Source organism: Carboxydothermus islandicus (assembly GCF_001950325.1).
Lineage (GTDB): Bacteria > Bacillota > Z-2901 > Carboxydothermales > Carboxydothermaceae > Carboxydothermus > Carboxydothermus islandicus.
On the sequence record NZ_BDJL01000016.1, the window covers coordinates 1 to 17,171 of the forward strand.

Consider the following 17,171-nt stretch of genomic DNA (forward strand, 5'->3'; position numbering starts at 1 on the left):
AGGGGAAAAAGTTGAAGTTAGCGGTTGCAGGAAAAGGCGGAGTGGGAAAAACCACGGTGGCAGCGGGATTAATAAAAATTATGGCTTCCGATTACGATAAGATTTATGCCGTTGACGGCGATCCGGATAGCTGTTTAGGGCAGACCTTGGGTTTGTCCATTGAAGAAGCTTATGCTATAACTCCTCTAATTGAAATGAAAGATGAAATAAGAGAAAAAACCGGTGATGGGGGGCTTTTAATCTTAAATCCTAAGGTTGAAGGCGATCTTGATAGGTACGGCCGTTATATTGATGATAAAATTTTCTTAATTCGCATGGGTGAAATAAAAAAAGGTGGATCCCAATGTTACTGCCGGGAAAATTCGTTTTTGGGTTCGGTGGTAAGTGCGCTTTTTTTAGATAAAAAAGAAGCGGTAGTTATGGATATGGGAGCTGGTATTGAACACTTAACCCGGGGTACGGCCAAAGCGGTTGACATGATGATTGCGGTAATTGAACCAAATTTAAACAGTATCAAAACTGGTTTAAATATAGAAAAATTAGCGGGGGATTTAGGCATAAAAAAAGTGCGTTATGTGATTAACAAAGTTAGAAATGCTCAGGAAGAAGAACTTATTAAAAAGCATTTGCCCGAAGATAAGGTTTTGGGTATTATACCGTATAATGAACTATTTATAGAACTTTCCTTAAAAGGCGAAGCAATTTGGCAGTCTACAAATCCGGCTTTTGTAAATCTTAATGACATATACCAAAAATTGCGCTTGGAGGTGGGATAACCGAAACAAGAGGGGGTTACTTTAAAACGTTTGTTAAAAATTATTCAAAAAGGGGGTTATTAAATGCCAAGGTTTAGAGATTTAGAACATACCTCAAAACCTTCCAAAGCAGAACGGGTTTGGGAACCCAAAAATCGTAAAAGAACCACCGATCCTGCTGCTTTGGAAATGCTGGAAAAGGCCGAAAAAGATGGGGTTAAAACGGCATTTGATCGTTTTGTAGAAATGCAGCCTCAATGTCAGTTTGGTTATAAGGGATTATGCTGTCGTTTTTGCTTAATGGGTCCCTGTCGTTTACCGAATGATGATCCCAGTAAAAAGGGAATTTGCGGAGCTTCCGCGTGGACCATTGCAGCCAGGTCTGTCGGAACATTAATCTTGACCGGAGCCGCTGCTCATAATGAACATGCCCGCCATATTACCCATGCTTTAAAGGAATTGGCAGAAGGTAAAGCTCCCGACTATAAGATTACTGATCCGGACAAGTTAAGAAGAATTGCCCAAAGACTTGGGTTGGATATCCAGGGAAAAGATGATCTGACCTTAGCAAAGGAAGTTGCCGAATTAGCTCTTGAAGATTTTGCACGTTTGCCCGGATTTGGGGAAAACCTCTGGATTAAAACAACTTTAAACAAAGAACGGCTGGAAAAATATGATGACTGTAATATTATGCCTGCTGGTATTTTTGGGGATATTTCCGATCTTTTAGCACAAGCTCATATGGGAAATGACGATGACCCGGTTAACATTACTTTCAGTGCTTTAAGGGTTGCTTTAACCGACTATGCCGGCATGCATATTGCAACCGATTTTTCGGATGTTCTTTTTGGTACTCCTAAACCAATTGTTACCGAAGCTAACCTTGGGGTATTGGATGCCAATAAAGTAAATATTGCTGTCCACGGACACAACCCTCTCTTAAGTGAAAAAGTAGTTGATGCCGCAAAAGAATTAGAAGAGGAAGCAAAAGCTGCGGGAGCGGAAGGTATAAATATTGTTGGTATGTGCTGTACCGGAAATGAAGTGTTAATGAGAAGAGGGGTTCATTTAGCAACTTCCTTTGCTTCCAGCGAACTTGCGATCGTTACCGGAGCTATGGATGCCGTTGTGGTGGACGTGCAGTGCATTATGCCTGGATTAAAGCAAGTAACTGAATGTTATCATACCAGACTTATTACTACTTCAAATATAGCAAAAATGCCCGGAACCTACCATGTACCATTCCATGTAGAAAACGCCTTTGAAAGTGCAAAAGAAATTGTCCGTTTGGGAATTGAAGCCTTTAAACAAAGAGTTGGCAAGCCCGTTCATATTCCAGAGGTCAAACATAAAGTTGTAGCTGGATTTAGCTTTGAAGCTTTAATGGAAATATTCGCCCATGTCAATCAGGAAAATCCCATCAGGGTGTTAAACGATGCTATTTTATCCGGTCAACTAAAAGGGGTTGTGTTGTTCGCCGGTTGCAACAACTTAAAACGGCCGCAGGATGAAAGCCATATTACGATTCTAAAAGAAATGCTTAAGAACGATGTCTTTGTAGTTGCTACCGGCTGTTCAGCTCAGGCTTTTGCAAAACACGGTTTCTTGCGACCTGAAGCATTGGAACTTGCAGGAGAAGGCCTTAAGTCCTTCATCAAGATGCTTGAAGAAAAAGCAGGGCTTCAGGGTCAACTACCTCCAGCATTTTTCATGGGTTCATGCGTTGATAATACCCGCGCTTCGGATATTTTGGTTGCTATGGCAAAAGATCTTGGCGTAGATACACCAAAAGTACCTTTTGTAGCTTCTGCTCCAGAAGCAATGAGCGGTAAAGCTGTATCAATCGGTACCTGGTTTGTGACTCTCGGCGTACCGGTGCATGTAGGTTCCATGCCGCCCCTTGAAGGGAGTGAATTGTTCTACAGTATTACCACCCAAATTGCTTCTGACGTATACGGTGGTTACTTCATGTTTGAAGTTGATCCGGTGGTTGCTGCCAGGAAGATATTAAATGCGCTTGAATACAGGACCTGGAAGTTGGGCGTTCACAAGCAAACGGCAGAAAAGTTCGAGACCGCCCTCTGCCAAAACTATTAAGGTAAGGAGGGGAGTATATGAGCGAAGTCATTAATTTTGATCAAATTTTTGAAGGGGCAATTGAACCGGGTAAAGAACCCAAAAGGCTTTTTAAAGAGGTTTATGAAGGAGCCATTACCGCTACCAGCTATGCAGAAATTCTTCTTTCCCGGGCCATTGAAAAATATGGACCCGACCATCCGGTAGGCTATCCTGACACCGCCTATTTTCTGCCGGTAATTCGGGCTTTTAGCGGTGAAGAAGTCAGAACCTTAAAAGATATGGTACCAATTTTAAACCGGATGCGGGCTCAAATTAAAAGCGAACTTACTTTTGAAAACGCTCGCTTGGCCGGTGAAGCTACCTGGTACGCAGCAGAAATTATTGAAGCTTTACGCTACCTTAAGCACACTCCGGAAAACCCGATTGTTGTACCTCCCTGGACCGGATTTATTGGTGACCCGGTAGTCCGGCAGTATGGTATTAAAATGGTTGACTGGACCATTCCCGGAGAAGCGGTTATTATTGGACGGGCAAAAGATAGTAAAGCTGCCAAAAAGATTGTCGATGACCTGATGGGTAAGGGCTTAATGCTTTTCCTGTGCGATGAAATTATTGAGCAGCTTTTAGAAGAAAATGTAAAACTGGGAGTTGACTATATTGCCTATCCTTTAGGTAACTTCACCCAGGTGGTCCATGCGGCAAACTATGCTTTACGGGCAGGTTTAATGTTTGGAGGTATTGCTCCAGGTCTTCGTGATGCTCACAGGGATTACCAGCGTCGCCGGGTTTTAGCGTTTGTTCTCTATCTTGGCGAACATGACATGGTCAAGACTGCGGCAGCAATGGGAGCTATCTTTACCGGATTTCCGGTGATTACCGACCAGCCCCTGCCGGAAGATAAACAAATAAAAGACTGGTTTATTTCTGAACCGGATTATGATAAAATTGTGCAAACTGCCCTGGAAGTTCGTGGCATCAAGATAACTTCCATAGACATTGACCTTCCCATTAACTTTGGACCTGCCTTTGAAGGCGAGTCCATACGGAAGGGTGATATGCACGTTGAATTTGGCGGTGGCAAGACTCCAAGCTTTGAATTAGTAAGAATGGTTGGACCGGATGATATTGAAGACGGTAAAGTCGAAGTAATTGGACCGGATATTGATTCGGTTGAACCCGGTGGGCGATTACCAATTGGTATTGTTGTTGACATCTACGGTCGGAAGATGCAAGAAGATTTTGAACCGGTACTTGAGCGTAGGATTCACTACTTTACCAACTATGGCGAAGGTTTCTGGCATACCGCCCAAAGGGATTTAACCTGGGTTCGCATTAGTAAAGAAGCATTTGCCAAGGGAGCGCGGCTGAAACATTTAGGGCAACTTCTTTATGCTAAGTTTAAGCAGGAATTTCCGTCAATCGTTGACAGAGTACAGGTAACGATTTATACTGATGAACAAAAAGTTTTAGAACTCAGGGAAGTTGCCCGGAAGAAATATGCCGAACGGGATGCCCGTCTCAGGGAACTCAGCGACGAAGCTGTTGATACCTATTACTCCTGCTTACTCTGTCAGTCGTTTGCACCAACCCACGTGTGCATAGTTTCACCCGAAAGGGTGGGGTTGTGCGGAGCGATCAGCTGGTTGGACGCTAAGGCGGCTTACGAGATTAATCCCAATGGTCCTAACCAGCCCATTCCTAAGGAAGGCGTAATTGACCCGGTTAAAGGCCAGTGGGAGTCGTTTAATGAATACATTTACAAGAATTCCCAAAGAAATATTGAACGAATGAACCTCTACACCATTATGGAATATCCGATGACTTCCTGCGGTTGCTTTGAAGCGATCATGGCCTACTTGCCAGAATTAAATGGTTTCATGATTGTTAACCGGGAGCACAGCGGTATGACTCCTATTGGCATGACTTTCTCCACCTTGGCCGGTATGGTGGGTGGAGGTACTCAGACCCCAGGGTTTATGGGAATTGGAAAGTCGTATATCGGTTCGCGCAAATTTGTTAAAGCCGATGGTGGTCTTGCCCGGGTTGTCTGGATGCCAAAAGACTTAAAGGAACAATTACGGGCCTTAATTGAAGAAAGAGCCGAGGAAGAGGGACTTGGTAGAGACTTTATTGATAAGATTGCCGATGAAACCGTTGGAACTACCGTAGATGAGATTCTACCATTCTTAGAGGAAAAAGGTCATCCAGCTCTTACCATGGAGCCATTACTTTAATAAAGCGTTTGCCAGGCGGAAGGAATTTCCTTCCGCCTGCTTAAAAAATAAAAAAATATAAATAAAGAAAGGAGAATCGGAAATGGGCTTAACGGGATTGGAAATTTATAAGCACCTGCCAAAGAAAAATTGTAAAGAATGTGGTCAACCAACTTGTCTTGCTTTTGCCATGCAGATAGCTGCTGGTAAAGCGGGTTTGGATGCATGTCCCTATGTAAGTGACGAAGCGAAAGAATTATTAGAATCCGCATCGGCTCCACCGGTAGCGTTAGTAAAGATCGGTAAAGGAGAAAAAGTTTTGGAAATTGGTCACGAAACGGTATTATTCCGTCATGATAAGCGGTTCGAGCATCCCTGCGGAATAGCTATTTTGGTTGAAGATACCTTGAGTGAGGGAGAAATTAAGGAAAGAGTTGAAAAAATAAATAAATTAGTTTTTGACCGGGTTGGACAAATGCATTCGGTAAATCTTGTGGCAATGAAAGGAAGCTCGGGAGATGCTGCTACTTTTGCCAAGGCAGTAGCTGCTGCCCGGGAAATTACCGATATGCCGTTTATTTTAATCGGAACCCCGGAACAATTAGCTGCGGCCTTAGAGACCGAGGGTGCTAATAACCCGCTTCTTTATGCGGCAACTGCTGATAACTACGAGCAAATGGTGGAACTTGCTAAAAAATATAATGCTCCATTGGCAGTAAGTGCCAAAGGCTTGGATGCGTTAGCAGAACTCGTACAAAAAGTCACCGCTTTAGGGTATAAAAACCTTGTTCTTGACCCGCAGCCGGAAAACATTAATGAAGGTTTATTCTATCAAACTCAAATTAGACGTCAAGCGATTAAAAAGCTCTTCCGGCCCTTTGGCTACCCAACCATAGCCTTTGCCATTGATGAAAATCCCTATCAGGCAGTAATGGAAGCTTCGGTTTACATTGCTAAGTATGCGGGGATCATTGTTTTAAACACCGTAGAACCGGCAGATATTTTACCGCTTATCACCTTAAGACTTAACATTTACACCGACCCGCAAAAACCAATTGCGGTTGAACCCAAGGTTTACGAAATTTTGAATCCTGGTCCGGATGCTCCTGTATTTATAACCACCAACTTCTCCTTAACATATTTCTGCGTTGCCGGTGATGTAGAAGGTGCAAGAATTCCGGCTTATATCCTTCCAGTGGATACCGATGGAACGTCCGTATTAACTGCCTGGGCGGCCGGGAAATTTACTCCTGAGAAAATAGCTCAGTTCTTAAATGAAAGCGGAATTGCAGAAAAAGTTAACCACAGAAAAGCTATCCTCCCCGGTGGAGTTGCCGTATTAAGCGGGAAGCTTCAGGAATTATCCGGTTGGGAAATCTTAGTTGGTCCGAGAGAATCTTCGGGTATCAACTCGTTTATCAAGCAACGCTGGAATGTCTAACCTGAGTTTTAAATGAAAGAAGGTACCGTAATGGCAGAATATAAAATATTATTTAAGCCAGACCAAAAGGAAGTAGCAATTTCCGATAACACCAATTTAATGGAAGCTTTGAATTTAGCGGGAATTAATATTAAAACTGTTTGCGGTGGTGCCGGAACTTGCGGTAAATGCATAGTTCGGGTGGTGGATGGGCAAAAAAGAGTAGAAAGTTACGGAAAATTAAAACAAGAAGAAATTGCTCAGGGTTATGTTCTTGCCTGTCAAACCTATCCCGAAAGTGATTTAATTATTGAAATTCCTTTTGACTCTCGCCTTACTAAACACCAAATAGTAACCGATGATGAAAAATCTACTGGCGTTATGAATGAATTAGATTTAGCTGAAGATGATGAATTGGACCCGCTTTTTAAAGAAGTATTGCTGGAATTACCTGTACCAACCTTAGATGACCCAAGGGATGATCTATCAAGGCTTACTGCAACCTTTTCCCGACAGGAAAATGGTAATCTGATTGTTGAATACGAGCTGTTAAAGGATCTTCCACAAACCTTGCGCAACGAAAATTTTTCAGTAACAGTGGGCGTAAGCGATTATTTAGGAATGAATAAAGCATTATATATTAAATCCGGAAGTAGAAGCAAAAGGGTCCTTGGTTTAGCAATTGATATTGGCACCACCACTGTTGCCGTACAATTGGTAGACCTTGTATCTGGTAAAGTGCTGGGAACAAAAGGGAATTATAACAAACAAGCAGCTTTTGGGGATGATGTCATCAGCAGAATTATTTATGTGGACGAAAATCCAGATGGGGCAGAAAAATTACGAAAAGCTGTATTGTCTACAATAAACGAGCTCATCAATCAACTTTGCAAGGAACATGATGTAGAAAAAAATGAAATTATGTCTGCTGTAGTTGCCGGCAATACTACCATGACCCACCTTTTTTTAGAAATAGATCCACGATATATCCGGTTAGAGCCGTATACTCCAGCTGCTCTGTTTATACCACCGGTAACGGCAACAGAAGCTAAAATTGAAATGAATCCCAAGGGCTTTGTTTACATTATGCCCAACGTTGCCAGCTACGTGGGTGGTGATATTACCTCGGGGGTTTTATATACCGGATTGGCAAATTCCGAAGAAATAACCCTGTTTATTGATATCGGGACAAACGGTGAGATGGTTCTTGGTAATAAGGACTGGCTTGTAACCTGCGCCTGTTCAGCGGGGCCTGCTTTTGAAGGAAGCGGAATTAAGCACGGTATGCGGGCCATGCAGGGAGCCATTGAACGGGTTAGCATTTCCGATGCTGGCTTAAGTGTTAAATACCAAACCGTTGGAGGGATACCTCCTGTAGGTATTTGTGGTTCGGGTTTAATTGACCTGCTTGCTAACTTAAAAAGGGCCGGAATTATAGATCGTAACGGAAAAATCGACCGGACAATCAACAAAGAACGTATCCGCGAAGGGGAAGATGGACTGGAATTTGTCCTGGCCTGGGCCAATGAAAGCGGAAACAATAAGGACATAGTCATTACCGAGGCGGATATCCAAAACTTAATCCGGGCTAAAGCTGCTATTTTTGCAGGAGTTCGGACGATGTTGGCTATGGTTGACTTGCCCTTAGAAGCAATTGACCGGGTTATCATTGCGGGGGGATTTGGTAAATATCTAAACATAAAAGATGCTATAACAATAGGCCTTTTACCGGATATAGATATTAATAAGTTCGCCTACGTGGGGAATAGTTCGCTAAAAGGTGCAAGGAAAGCCTTGCTTTCCCGCAAAGCTTGTGCAGAAGTTAAGGAAATAGCCAGGAAAATGACCTACCTTGAATTAAGTGTTGGTACTACTTTTATGGATGAGTTTGTTTCGGCGTCGTTTATTCCCCATACCGATTTGCATCTATTTCCTTCAGTAGAATAAGAAAAGGCAGGAGGAGTCGTCATGGCTTTTAAAATTGCGGTTGCAGGAAAAGGAGGCACGGGGAAAACTACCTTTTCGGCATTAGTTATCAAACAATTACTAATGTCTGGTAAAAGGCCCATCCTGGCTGTGGATGCGGATGCCAATGCTAACCTAAATGAAGCTCTGGGATTAAAAGTTGAGCAGGCAATTTCCGATGTAATAAACCGGTTGGCAAAAAATATGGATCCCATTCCGGCAGGGATGACTAAAGACCAGTATATAAGTTTTAAAATTCATGAAACCCTTTCCGAGGGGGATGATGTGGACCTCTTGGTAATGGGAGGTCCCGAAGGTCAAGGATGTTATTGCTATGCTAATAATTTATTACGGCAATTTATTTTAACTCTAAGCAATAATTATCCCTATATCGTAATGGATAACGAAGCTGGTATGGAGCACTTGAGCCGGAGAACTACCGATGAAGTTGATGTATTTTTTGTCATAAGCGACGGTAGTGTGCGGGGGATAAGGTCGGCAGGAAGAATCAAACAGCTTATCGATTCCCTGGATTTAAAAATCAAAGAAAAATATTTAGTGATAACCCGAATTGAGGAAAAAGATATCCCTGAAGTTCAAGAAGAAATTGAAAAAACCGGGTTAAAGTTAATTGGTGTAATACCAAATGATGAGTTGGTGACCGAATTTGACCGGTATAGTAAACCGTTAATTAATCTACCCGAAGATAGTAAAGCGGTAGCGGCAGTTAAGAAAATTTTGAAAAATGCGGGTATTATCTAAATAAGATATAACGGAAAGGAGAGATTTAGATGGCGGTTGAAGTTTTAAAAGAAAAGTGGAATTCAAAAGTTGTAGAGGTAACTTTAGGCACTGGCGATAAAGCTGTAACCCTGGGGGGCGAAAGTACCCTTCCTTTCTTAACCTTTGAAGGGGAAATGCCCAATCCACCTCGTTTTGCTTTAGAAGTATTTGATACACCGCCCACCGACTGGCCGGATATTTTAGTTGAGCCTTACAAAGATGTTATAAACGACCCGGTAGCCTGGGCCAAAAAATGCGTTGAGTATGGAGCAGATATTGTAGCATTAAGGCTGGTTTCCGCACATCCCGATGGCCAAAACCGTTCGGGAGCTGAGTTAGCGGAAGTCTGCAAGGCGGTGGCTGATGCAATTGATGTTCCCTTGATGATTATCGGATGTGGTGTGGAAGAAAAGGATGCTGAAATTTTCCCGGTTATTGGGGAAGCTTTATCGGGTAGAAACTGCCTGCTTTCTTCAGCAACAAAAGACAATTATAAGCCAATTGTTGCAACATGTATGGTTCACGGTCATTCGGTAGTAGCTTCGGCACCTCTTGATATTAACTTATCAAAACAGCTAAACATCATGATTATGGAAATGAACCTTGCTCCCAATCGTATTGTTATGGACCCGCTTATTGGTGCACTGGGGTACGGGATTGAATACTCGTATTCCATTATTGAAAGAATGCGCCTGGGAGCCTTAACCGGTGATAAAATTTTGGCCATGCCGGTAGTTTGTTTTATTGGTCAGGAAGCCTGGAAAGCTAAGGAAGCAAAAGACCCCGAGGTTGCCGAATGGGGTGATTATGCTCTGCGGGCAATCCACTGGGAAACCGTAACAACCGTTGCGCTTATTCAAGCGGGGGGACACCTCTTTGTCATGCGCCATCCCAAGTCTTTGGCTGAAGTTAAAGAACATCTGAAAAGAATTTCAAAATAACTTAAATAATTTACAGGGGGGAATTTTAAGATGTTTATAATGATTGGTGAGCGTATTAACGGAATGTTTAAGGACATTCGGGAGGCTATTTTAAATAAGGATCCACGTCCGATTCAAGAATGGGCTAAAAGGCAGGCAGAGAAAGGGGCCCATTACTTGGATGTTAATACCGGTCCAACCGCCGAGGATCCGGTAAGAGTAATGGAATGGTTGGTAAAAACCGTTCAAGAAGTTGTTGATCTTCCTTGCTGCCTTGACTCAACCAACCCTGATGCCATCGAAGCCGGTTTAAAGGTTCACCGGGGTCATGCTATGATAAACTCTACATCGGCAGATCAGTGGAAAATGGATATATTTTTCCCCATGGCCAAAAAATATGAAGCAGCAATTATTGGCCTTACCATGAATGAAAAGGGCGTCCCCAAAGACGCCAATGACCGTTCCCAATTGGCAATGGAGCTTGTGGCAAACGCTGACGCTCATGGTATTCCCATGACTGAGCTTTACATTGACCCTCTTATTTTGCCGGTAAACGTTGCCCAGGAACATGCGGTTGAAGTCTTAGAAACTATCCGCCAAATTAAATTAATGGCTAATCCTGCTCCCAGAACAGTTCTGGGCTTAAGCAACGTTTCCCAAAAATGCCCGGACCGGCCGCTTATCAATAGAACTTATTTAGTAATGGCTATGACTGCCGGTTTAGATGCTGCCATTATGGATGTAGATGATGATGCTCTGGTAGATGCAGCGGCTACCGCTCACATCTTGCTTAATAAAGAAATTTACTGCGATTCTTATCTTAAAACCTTTAGACAGAAGTAAAAGGACGGGGCATAGCCCCGTCTTAATACCATTTATTTAATACAATTTGAGGCGAGGGATTGTAATGGCCTATAACACCTTAACTATGGAAATTGCGGAACTATCCCATCAGCCGGTAAGTCGCTGCTTTCAATGTCAAAAATGTAGTTTAGGCTGTCCGGTGGCGGAAGAAATGGACTATCTTCCTCACCAGGTAGTTGATTTAATAAATAAAAACCTTACAGAAAAATTGATTGGCAGCAATGCCTCTTGGATTTGCGTTAGCTGCAAAACTTGTGTCCAGCGGTGTCCAAATGGTATTGATATAGGAGCTATCCACGATGCTCTTAAAAATATTCATTTTCAACAAAAGTTACCTGTCGGAGTTAAAGCGGTTGCTGATTTTTACGAAAGCTTTTTGGATACGGTTTATGACTATGGCCGGGCTTATGAATTAGGGATGATAGTGAAACACAAGCTAAAAACCAAAAACTTTACTCAGGATATGAAAATGGGGTTACAGATGTTTTTAAAAGGAAAAATAAAGATTGCTCCCCATAAAATTAATAAAATATGGGAAGTAAAAAATCTATTTTCCAGTGTAAAGGGGAGTGAGTAATGAAGACCGGATATTATCCCGGATGTTCGCTTCATTCAACTGCTACCGAATATAACGAATCAGTTTTAGCCGTGGTAAAGGCAATTAATGATGAGGTAAAAGAAATTGAAGATTGGAATTGTTGTGGTGCTACCGCCGGTCACAGCACTTCAGCGGAACTGGCTCTTGGACTTCCCCTTCGTAATTTAATGCTTGCAGAAAAGGAAGGGTTTGAGGAACTGCTGGTGCCCTGTGCGGCTTGCTATAATCTTTTCAAAACTGCACAATTTGAAGTTGCTCACGGACAAAAGCAAGATTTAGTTGCCGACCTGGAACATCAATTAGGGTTAACATACCAAAATAAAATAAACGTTTTAAATTTTATTGAATATGTTTTAAAACCAGAAAATATCGAAAAAATAAAAAAATTAATTAAAAGGCCGTTGGGAGGAATAAAAGTTGCTGCTTACTACGGTTGCTTGCTTTTAAGACCTCACAATGTGGTTGGATTTGATAACCCCGAAAGGCCAACAAAAATGGAAAAACTTCTGGAAGCTTTAGGAGCTTCGCCGGTTCGTTGGAGTGCAAAAAATGAATGCTGCGGTGGCAGCCAGGCTCTTTCAAAACCTGAATTGGTTGTGAGACTGGTTAATAATATTGTGACAAATGCCCGCGATAATGAAGCAGAATTAATAGTTACGGCCTGTCCCCTCTGTCAGGCAAATTTAGATGGGCGGCAGATTAACTGGGATTTCCCGGACCAAAACAAACAGCTTTTACCGGTTTTATACATTTCGGAGTTAATTGGTTATGCTTTGGGTTTACCTGCAGAAAAGTGGTTTGCCAAACATCTTGTTCCCCCTTCGTTAAAAGCTTAAGGGGAAGGTGGGGAGGTTTATATGACAAAAAGTTATCTGGTAATCGGTGCCGGAGCAGTGGGATTACAAATAGCCCAGGATTTAAAAGAAAATGGGCATGAAGTTTGGCTGGTAGAAGAATCGACCATGCCGGGAGGAAAGTTTAACAGCCAAAAACCTTTGGAACCGGGAATAAACCTTGCTTATTTTAGCGGAACCTACCACCCCGGAGATTATTTGTTTACCAGTAAAGCAGTAAGTCTGATGGCTTCTAAACGGGTAAAGGTTCTTTATGGTTCAAAGATTTCGGTGATTAAAGAAGAAGAGGGAAAATTTTATACCGAAATTATTGCTCCCAAGGAAAACTACACTAAAGTTTTTGATGGAGTGTATTTTACCCCTGGCTTTATTCCCTTTAATCCTGAAGAAAAAGCCGAATACTTGTACGGGATTAATAATTTTGTCTTAACGGGCTTAGAATTAGAGAATTTACTGAAAACCGGAGAACTAAAAAAGAATCCTCCGGAAAAAGTGGCGTTCATCCAGTGTGTTGGTTCCCGAAATAACGGAATTGGGCCTGGAAAGCCTTATTGCTCTGGCTTTTGTTGTTTATATAGTTTAAAAGAAATTGACCTTTTGAAAAAAGTTTTGCCGGATACCATTGTCAAGGTCTTTTATTTGGACTTAAGGCTTTACAATAAGGGTGCAGAAAAGTTATATCAGAAAGCGGTCGAAAATAATGTAAGTTTTATTCGCAACATGATTTCGGCTATAAAAGAAGAACCTAAAAGCTATAAGCCGATCATTCGTTATTTAAATAATGGACGTTTTAAAGATGAACTTTTTGATTTGGTAGTTTTAGCCCAAGGAGCAGAATTAAGCCCAAATATTAAAACTCTTTTGGCCAGACTTAACATTACCGAAAATGAGCTCCTGGAATTTTACGGTACCCCGGAGAATCCCCATCAAATTCGACCGGGAATATATTTTGCAGGTTCGTTTTTAAATCCAATGGATGGCGCCGACAGTATGGTTTCCGCAGGCGCGGCAGCATTTCCGCAAATAAATTTAAAAGAAAGCGTCCAAAGTACCATGGAAATAAAATATTTCACCAACACCGGTATTATTTTCTGTAATTGTCGCGGATCATTGCCGGTTGATGAGCTAAAAGGTACAGTAGCAGATTTACCCAGTATTACTATTTCCGACTGTTTGAATGAAGACGAGCTGGGCAAAGTAAGAAGTTTCTTACTCGACAACCAAATTGGCAAGGCAGTTTTTGCCGGTTGTAGCAAGATCAAAATTATGCCCGGGTTGGAGAAGTTAGCTTATGAGGAATCCATCGGTGCAAGGTTTGAAGTGGTTAACCTGAAAGAACAGGGGTACTCTTTATACGGCAAAGAAAAGTTTAAAGCAATTGCGCAAAAATTATTAGCGGGAGCGTTAGCACGACTAAAATTCAGTACTACACCGGCGCTGAAGGTGAAAAATGATATTACCTTTGATGTAGTTATAATTGGCGGTGGTCTTGCCGGGTTAAAAGCAGCGGAAGCACTTACCGAAAAAGGTGTTTCGGTAACAGTTGTAGAAAAACAAGATTCCTTTGGCGGTAAGCATAAAAATAAAGTCATTCCCTTAGAGGGAATTAATTTAAAGGAGTTTATTGAAAAAATCGTTTTGAAATTAGAAAACCGCGGGGCCCTTTTACTAAAAAATGCCGAAATTGTGGAAGTCTCCGGTGCGCCCGGTAATTATCAATTAATTATTGAACGCTTTGGTAAACGTTTAAACATCAACGCTGCTGCCGTTATTTTAGCCACCGGAACGCAAAATAGTTACGGCCACTATCGAAAAACATCGCAAATAATCTTCCAGGAAGACTTATTTTCTTCGGCGGACTTGCTTTCGCAATGTGACTCAATTGGCTTTTTGCAATGCGCCGGTAGCCGAAATGATTTAAATCCCATTTGCAGCCGCAATTGTTGCGTTTCAAGTTTGGATGCGGCAATCTATGTTAAAGAAAAGTTTCCGGAAAAGGACGTCTTTATCTTTCATCAGGACATAATGGCTTATGGCAAGTATGAATACAAGTACTTAAAGGCAAGAGAGTTGGGAATTAAGTTTGTGGTTTATAATCGCGGTCAATATCCGGAAATTAAATCTATCGGCGGTAAAATTCAAGTTGTTACCAATGAAAACTATTTAGACGATGTTGTTCTTGATCTACTGGTTTTAGCCGAAGGGGCTGTTCCCAATAAGGAAAATGAAAAGCTGGCCGAATTGTTCAGGGTTGGACTTGATGAATTTGGATTTTTACGGGAATCCCACCAGGATATTTCTGGAGGTTATTTCCCCAAATGGGGGGTTTTTGTGGCCGGTGAAGCTCAAGGCCCCAAAACCGTAAGGGAAATTCTCTCTTCTGCTCAAAACACCGCAAAAAATGTACTAACTTATCTAAATCAATTACAAAATTCCCAGTTGAAAGTCAATTACAGCGAAGTTATTGAAGAAAAGTGCGCCGCATGTTTAACCTGTGTTCGGGTTTGCCCATACTCGGTTCCAGTAGTGATTAATGGCAAAAACGTAGCGTATATTGATCCGATTTCCTGTCAGGGTTGCGGTATTTGCGCATCCGAATGTCCAAACAAAGCAATTGTTCAAAACAATCGCCCCCATCAAGGGGTATTGGCTGAAATACGGGTATTAGCAGGGGAGGGTAAATAATGGCAGCTAAAGTTTTAATTTATCAGTGTTCTTACTGCTCCTATTTAACTTTTGATTTGTTAAGTCAATATAAAGTCTCTTTACAGGATAACATTTTTCTTACCGATCTCCCCTGTACCGGAACGATTTCAGTAAATATGTTATTAGAAGCGGTAGAGAATGGTTTTGAAAAGGTATTGGTTTTAGGTGGCACCGGTAACGATTGCCGCTTTTTAAAAGGTAGTCAAAGGGCGCAAAAGCGAGTAGAAGAGGCAGTCAAGATTTTAAGGGAAATCGGTTATGACAAGGCATCTATTGCTTTTTACGGCTTAAAGCCTGGAGATGTTGATAGTCTGAAAAATATCTTAAATACGATTTAATTACCTGAGGAAAGGGTGACCAAACCTTGATTGTTGCGGAAAGAAAACCGATCGAAGAAATAATTAAGATGGTGGAAAAGCATGAAAGTATTTTAGTCCTGGGATGCGGTGGTTGCGTTACGGTATGTTTAGCCGGGGGTGAAAAAGAAGCAGAACAGCTTGCTACGACCCTGAGGCTTTACTTCCAAAAAGAAAACAAACCGTTTAAAACTATTACCACCACTATTACCCGGCAGTGCGATCCAGAATATGTTAAGTCGGTGGCGGAAGAAGTTGCCAAAGTCGATGCTGTTTTATCAACCGCTTGCGGGGTTGGAGTTCAATTTATGGCCGAGAACTATCCCGGTAAATGGGTTTATCCTGCTCTTAATACAAAGTTTGCTGGAGCAAATTTAGAGTTGGGAGTTTGGGGAGAAAGATGTGGCCTTTGCGGAGAATGTATTTTACATCTAACCGGTGGGGTATGTCCGGTAATCCGTTGTTCTAAAAGCCTGTTAAATGGCCCTTGTGGTGGCTCACAAAACGGCAAATGCGAGGTTTCCAGTGAAATTGACTGTGCCTGGCAGTTGATTTATGACCGGCTTAAAAGTTTAAATAGCCTTGACCTAATCCTTAAGATTCAACCTCCCAAAGATTGGTCTAAAGCCCGGGATGGTGGACCGCGGAAAGTAGTTAAGGAGGAGGTCCGGTTATGATAACGGAAAGCCGCCTGGAAAAATTATTTGCCGAAGGTCATTTTGTGGTTACTGCAGAAATTGGACCTCCCAAAAACAGTAACGGAGAAGCAGTACGAAAACATGCTCGTAACTTAAAGAATTATATTGATGGTGCGAACTTAACCGATAACCAAACGGCGGTGGTCAGATTATCCAGTATTGCTGCTGGGTTTCACGTATTGTCGGAAGGGCTTGATCCAATTATTCAAATGACCTGTCGGGATAGAAATCGCATTGGGCTTCAATCTGACTTATTAGGAGCGTATAGTCTTGGAATACGAAATGTCTTAGCTTTGACCGGAGACCATCAGTCGTTTGGTAATCACCCAACTGCCAAAAATGTTTATGATTTAGATTCTATTCAACTAATCCAAACCATTAAAAAGTTAAGAGATGAAAAACAATTTTTATCCGGTGAACCTATTAAAGAACATGAACCGCGCTTTTTCATTGGAGCCGTAGAAAATCCCTTTGGTGATCCCTTTGAGTTTCGAGTTTTGCGCCTTGAGAAAAAAATTGAAGCGGGAGCACAGTTTATTCAAACCCAGTGTATCTTTGATATGGAAAGATTTGAAAGATTTATGGAAATGGTTAGAGAAAGAGGACTCCACGAAAGGGCCTACATTTTAGCAGGTATTACTCCTTTAAAATCAGCAAAAGCAGCTAAGTATATGAAAAACGTTGCCGGAATGATAATGCCGGACCATATAATAGAGCGGATGGAGAAAGCCGAAGACCAAAAAGAAGAAGGGGTTAAAATTGCCGTAGAAATGATTGAGCATCTGAAGAATGTTAAAGGCGTTGCCGGGGTTCATATCATGGCTATTGCGTGGGAAGATATTGTTCCGGTCATTGTGGAAAGAGCTGGATTGCTTCCACGGCCTGAAGTTTAAACTTCAGGCTTTTTTCTTTTAAACTTCTTGATTTTCTGATATATTATTATTGCGAGATGGGAGGGGT

At 41.9% G+C, this 17,171-nt stretch carries 14 protein-coding genes; all 14 read left to right on the forward strand.

From position 1 onward, the window contains the following. Positions 1-776: carbon monoxide dehydrogenase accessory protein CooC (locus tag ciss_RS03270; protein ID WP_235837231.1), on the forward strand; the 776-nt coding region annotated here is incomplete at its 5' end. A gap of 63 nt (positions 777-839) precedes the next feature. Next, positions 840-2,852 (forward strand): anaerobic carbon-monoxide dehydrogenase catalytic subunit, encoded by a 2,013-nt coding sequence (gene cooS / locus ciss_RS03275; protein WP_075864878.1) that lies wholly within the window; start codon positions 840-842, stop codon positions 2,850-2,852. A gap of 17 nt (positions 2,853-2,869) precedes the next feature. Beyond that, positions 2,870-5,068 (forward strand): acetyl-CoA decarbonylase/synthase complex subunit alpha/beta, encoded by a 2,199-nt coding sequence (acsB, locus tag ciss_RS03280; protein WP_088775854.1) that lies wholly within the window; start codon positions 2,870-2,872, stop codon positions 5,066-5,068. Between the two features lie 82 nt (positions 5,069-5,150). Further along, positions 5,151-6,488, forward strand: a complete 1,338-nt coding sequence (gene acsC / locus ciss_RS03285) for an acetyl-CoA decarbonylase/synthase complex subunit gamma (RefSeq protein ID WP_075864879.1) — start codon at positions 5,151-5,153, stop codon at positions 6,486-6,488. Positions 6,489-6,518: 30 nt separating this feature from the next. Further along, complete coding sequence (locus tag ciss_RS03290) at positions 6,519-8,414, forward strand: ASKHA domain-containing protein (RefSeq protein ID WP_075864904.1); 1,896 nt, start codon at positions 6,519-6,521, stop codon at positions 8,412-8,414. 21 nt (positions 8,415-8,435) lie between these two features. Then, positions 8,436-9,194 (forward strand): ATP-binding protein, encoded by a 759-nt coding sequence (locus ciss_RS03295; RefSeq protein ID WP_075864880.1) that lies wholly within the window; start codon positions 8,436-8,438, stop codon positions 9,192-9,194. 29 nt (positions 9,195-9,223) lie between these two features. Further along, positions 9,224-10,156 carry an acetyl-CoA decarbonylase/synthase complex subunit delta gene (locus ciss_RS03300; RefSeq protein WP_075864881.1) on the forward strand — a complete coding sequence of 311 codons (933 nt, stop codon included), beginning with the start codon at positions 9,224-9,226 and terminating at the stop codon, positions 10,154-10,156. Positions 10,157-10,186: 30 nt separating this feature from the next. Continuing rightward, a complete protein-coding gene (locus ciss_RS03305; RefSeq protein WP_075864882.1) occupies positions 10,187-10,978 on the forward strand; it encodes a methyltetrahydrofolate cobalamin methyltransferase in 792 nt (263 codons plus the stop codon). 64 nt (positions 10,979-11,042) lie between these two features. After that, a complete protein-coding gene (locus ciss_RS03310) occupies positions 11,043-11,576 on the forward strand; it encodes a 4Fe-4S dicluster domain-containing protein (protein WP_075864883.1) in 534 nt (177 codons plus the stop codon). Beyond that, on the forward strand, positions 11,576-12,433 hold the full coding sequence (locus ciss_RS03315; RefSeq protein WP_075864884.1) for a CoB--CoM heterodisulfide reductase iron-sulfur subunit B family protein: 858 nt from the start codon (positions 11,576-11,578) through the stop codon (positions 12,431-12,433). The genes ciss_RS03310 and ciss_RS03315 overlap by 1 nt, the downstream gene beginning before the upstream one ends. Positions 12,434-12,454: 21 nt before the next feature. Next, entirely contained in the window at positions 12,455-15,136 is a 2,682-nt protein-coding gene (locus tag ciss_RS03320; protein ID WP_075864885.1) for an FAD-dependent oxidoreductase, read from the forward strand. Then, complete coding sequence (locus ciss_RS03325; protein WP_075864886.1) at positions 15,136-15,495, forward strand: hydrogenase iron-sulfur subunit; 360 nt, start codon at positions 15,136-15,138, stop codon at positions 15,493-15,495. The genes ciss_RS03320 and ciss_RS03325 overlap by 1 nt, the downstream gene beginning before the upstream one ends. Before the next feature lie 26 nt (positions 15,496-15,521). Further along, positions 15,522-16,190, forward strand: coding sequence for a methylenetetrahydrofolate reductase C-terminal domain-containing protein (locus tag ciss_RS03330; protein ID WP_075864887.1), 669 nt, complete (start codon positions 15,522-15,524; stop codon positions 16,188-16,190). Then, the gene (locus tag ciss_RS03335) at positions 16,187-17,104 is read left to right on the forward strand and encodes a methylenetetrahydrofolate reductase (protein ID WP_075864888.1); all 918 of its coding nucleotides are present in this window, start codon (positions 16,187-16,189) and stop codon (positions 17,102-17,104) included. The genes ciss_RS03330 and ciss_RS03335 overlap by 4 nt, the downstream gene beginning before the upstream one ends. Positions 17,105-17,171 lie beyond the last annotated feature (67 nt).

Coding starts and splice junctions, on each gene's coding strand:
- ciss_RS03295 (WP_075864880.1), top strand. CDS start 8,436: ATGGCTTTTAAAATTGCGGTTGCAGGAAAAGGAGGCACGGGGAAAACT.
- ciss_RS03290 (WP_075864904.1), top strand. CDS start 6,519: ATGGCAGAATATAAAATATTATTTAAGCCAGACCAAAAGGAAGTAGCA.
- ciss_RS03320 (WP_075864885.1), top strand. CDS start 12,455: ATGACAAAAAGTTATCTGGTAATCGGTGCCGGAGCAGTGGGATTACAA.
- ciss_RS03335 (WP_075864888.1), top strand. CDS start 16,187: ATGATAACGGAAAGCCGCCTGGAAAAATTATTTGCCGAAGGTCATTTT.
- ciss_RS03300 (WP_075864881.1), top strand. CDS start 9,224: ATGGCGGTTGAAGTTTTAAAAGAAAAGTGGAATTCAAAAGTTGTAGAG.
- ciss_RS03305 (WP_075864882.1), top strand. CDS start 10,187: ATGTTTATAATGATTGGTGAGCGTATTAACGGAATGTTTAAGGACATT.
- ciss_RS03325 (WP_075864886.1), top strand. CDS start 15,136: ATGGCAGCTAAAGTTTTAATTTATCAGTGTTCTTACTGCTCCTATTTA.
- cooS (WP_075864878.1), top strand. CDS start 840: ATGCCAAGGTTTAGAGATTTAGAACATACCTCAAAACCTTCCAAAGCA.
- acsB (WP_088775854.1), top strand. CDS start 2,870: ATGAGCGAAGTCATTAATTTTGATCAAATTTTTGAAGGGGCAATTGAA.
- ciss_RS03315 (WP_075864884.1), top strand. CDS start 11,576: ATGAAGACCGGATATTATCCCGGATGTTCGCTTCATTCAACTGCTACC.
- ciss_RS03310 (WP_075864883.1), top strand. CDS start 11,043: ATGGCCTATAACACCTTAACTATGGAAATTGCGGAACTATCCCATCAG.
- acsC (WP_075864879.1), top strand. CDS start 5,151: ATGGGCTTAACGGGATTGGAAATTTATAAGCACCTGCCAAAGAAAAAT.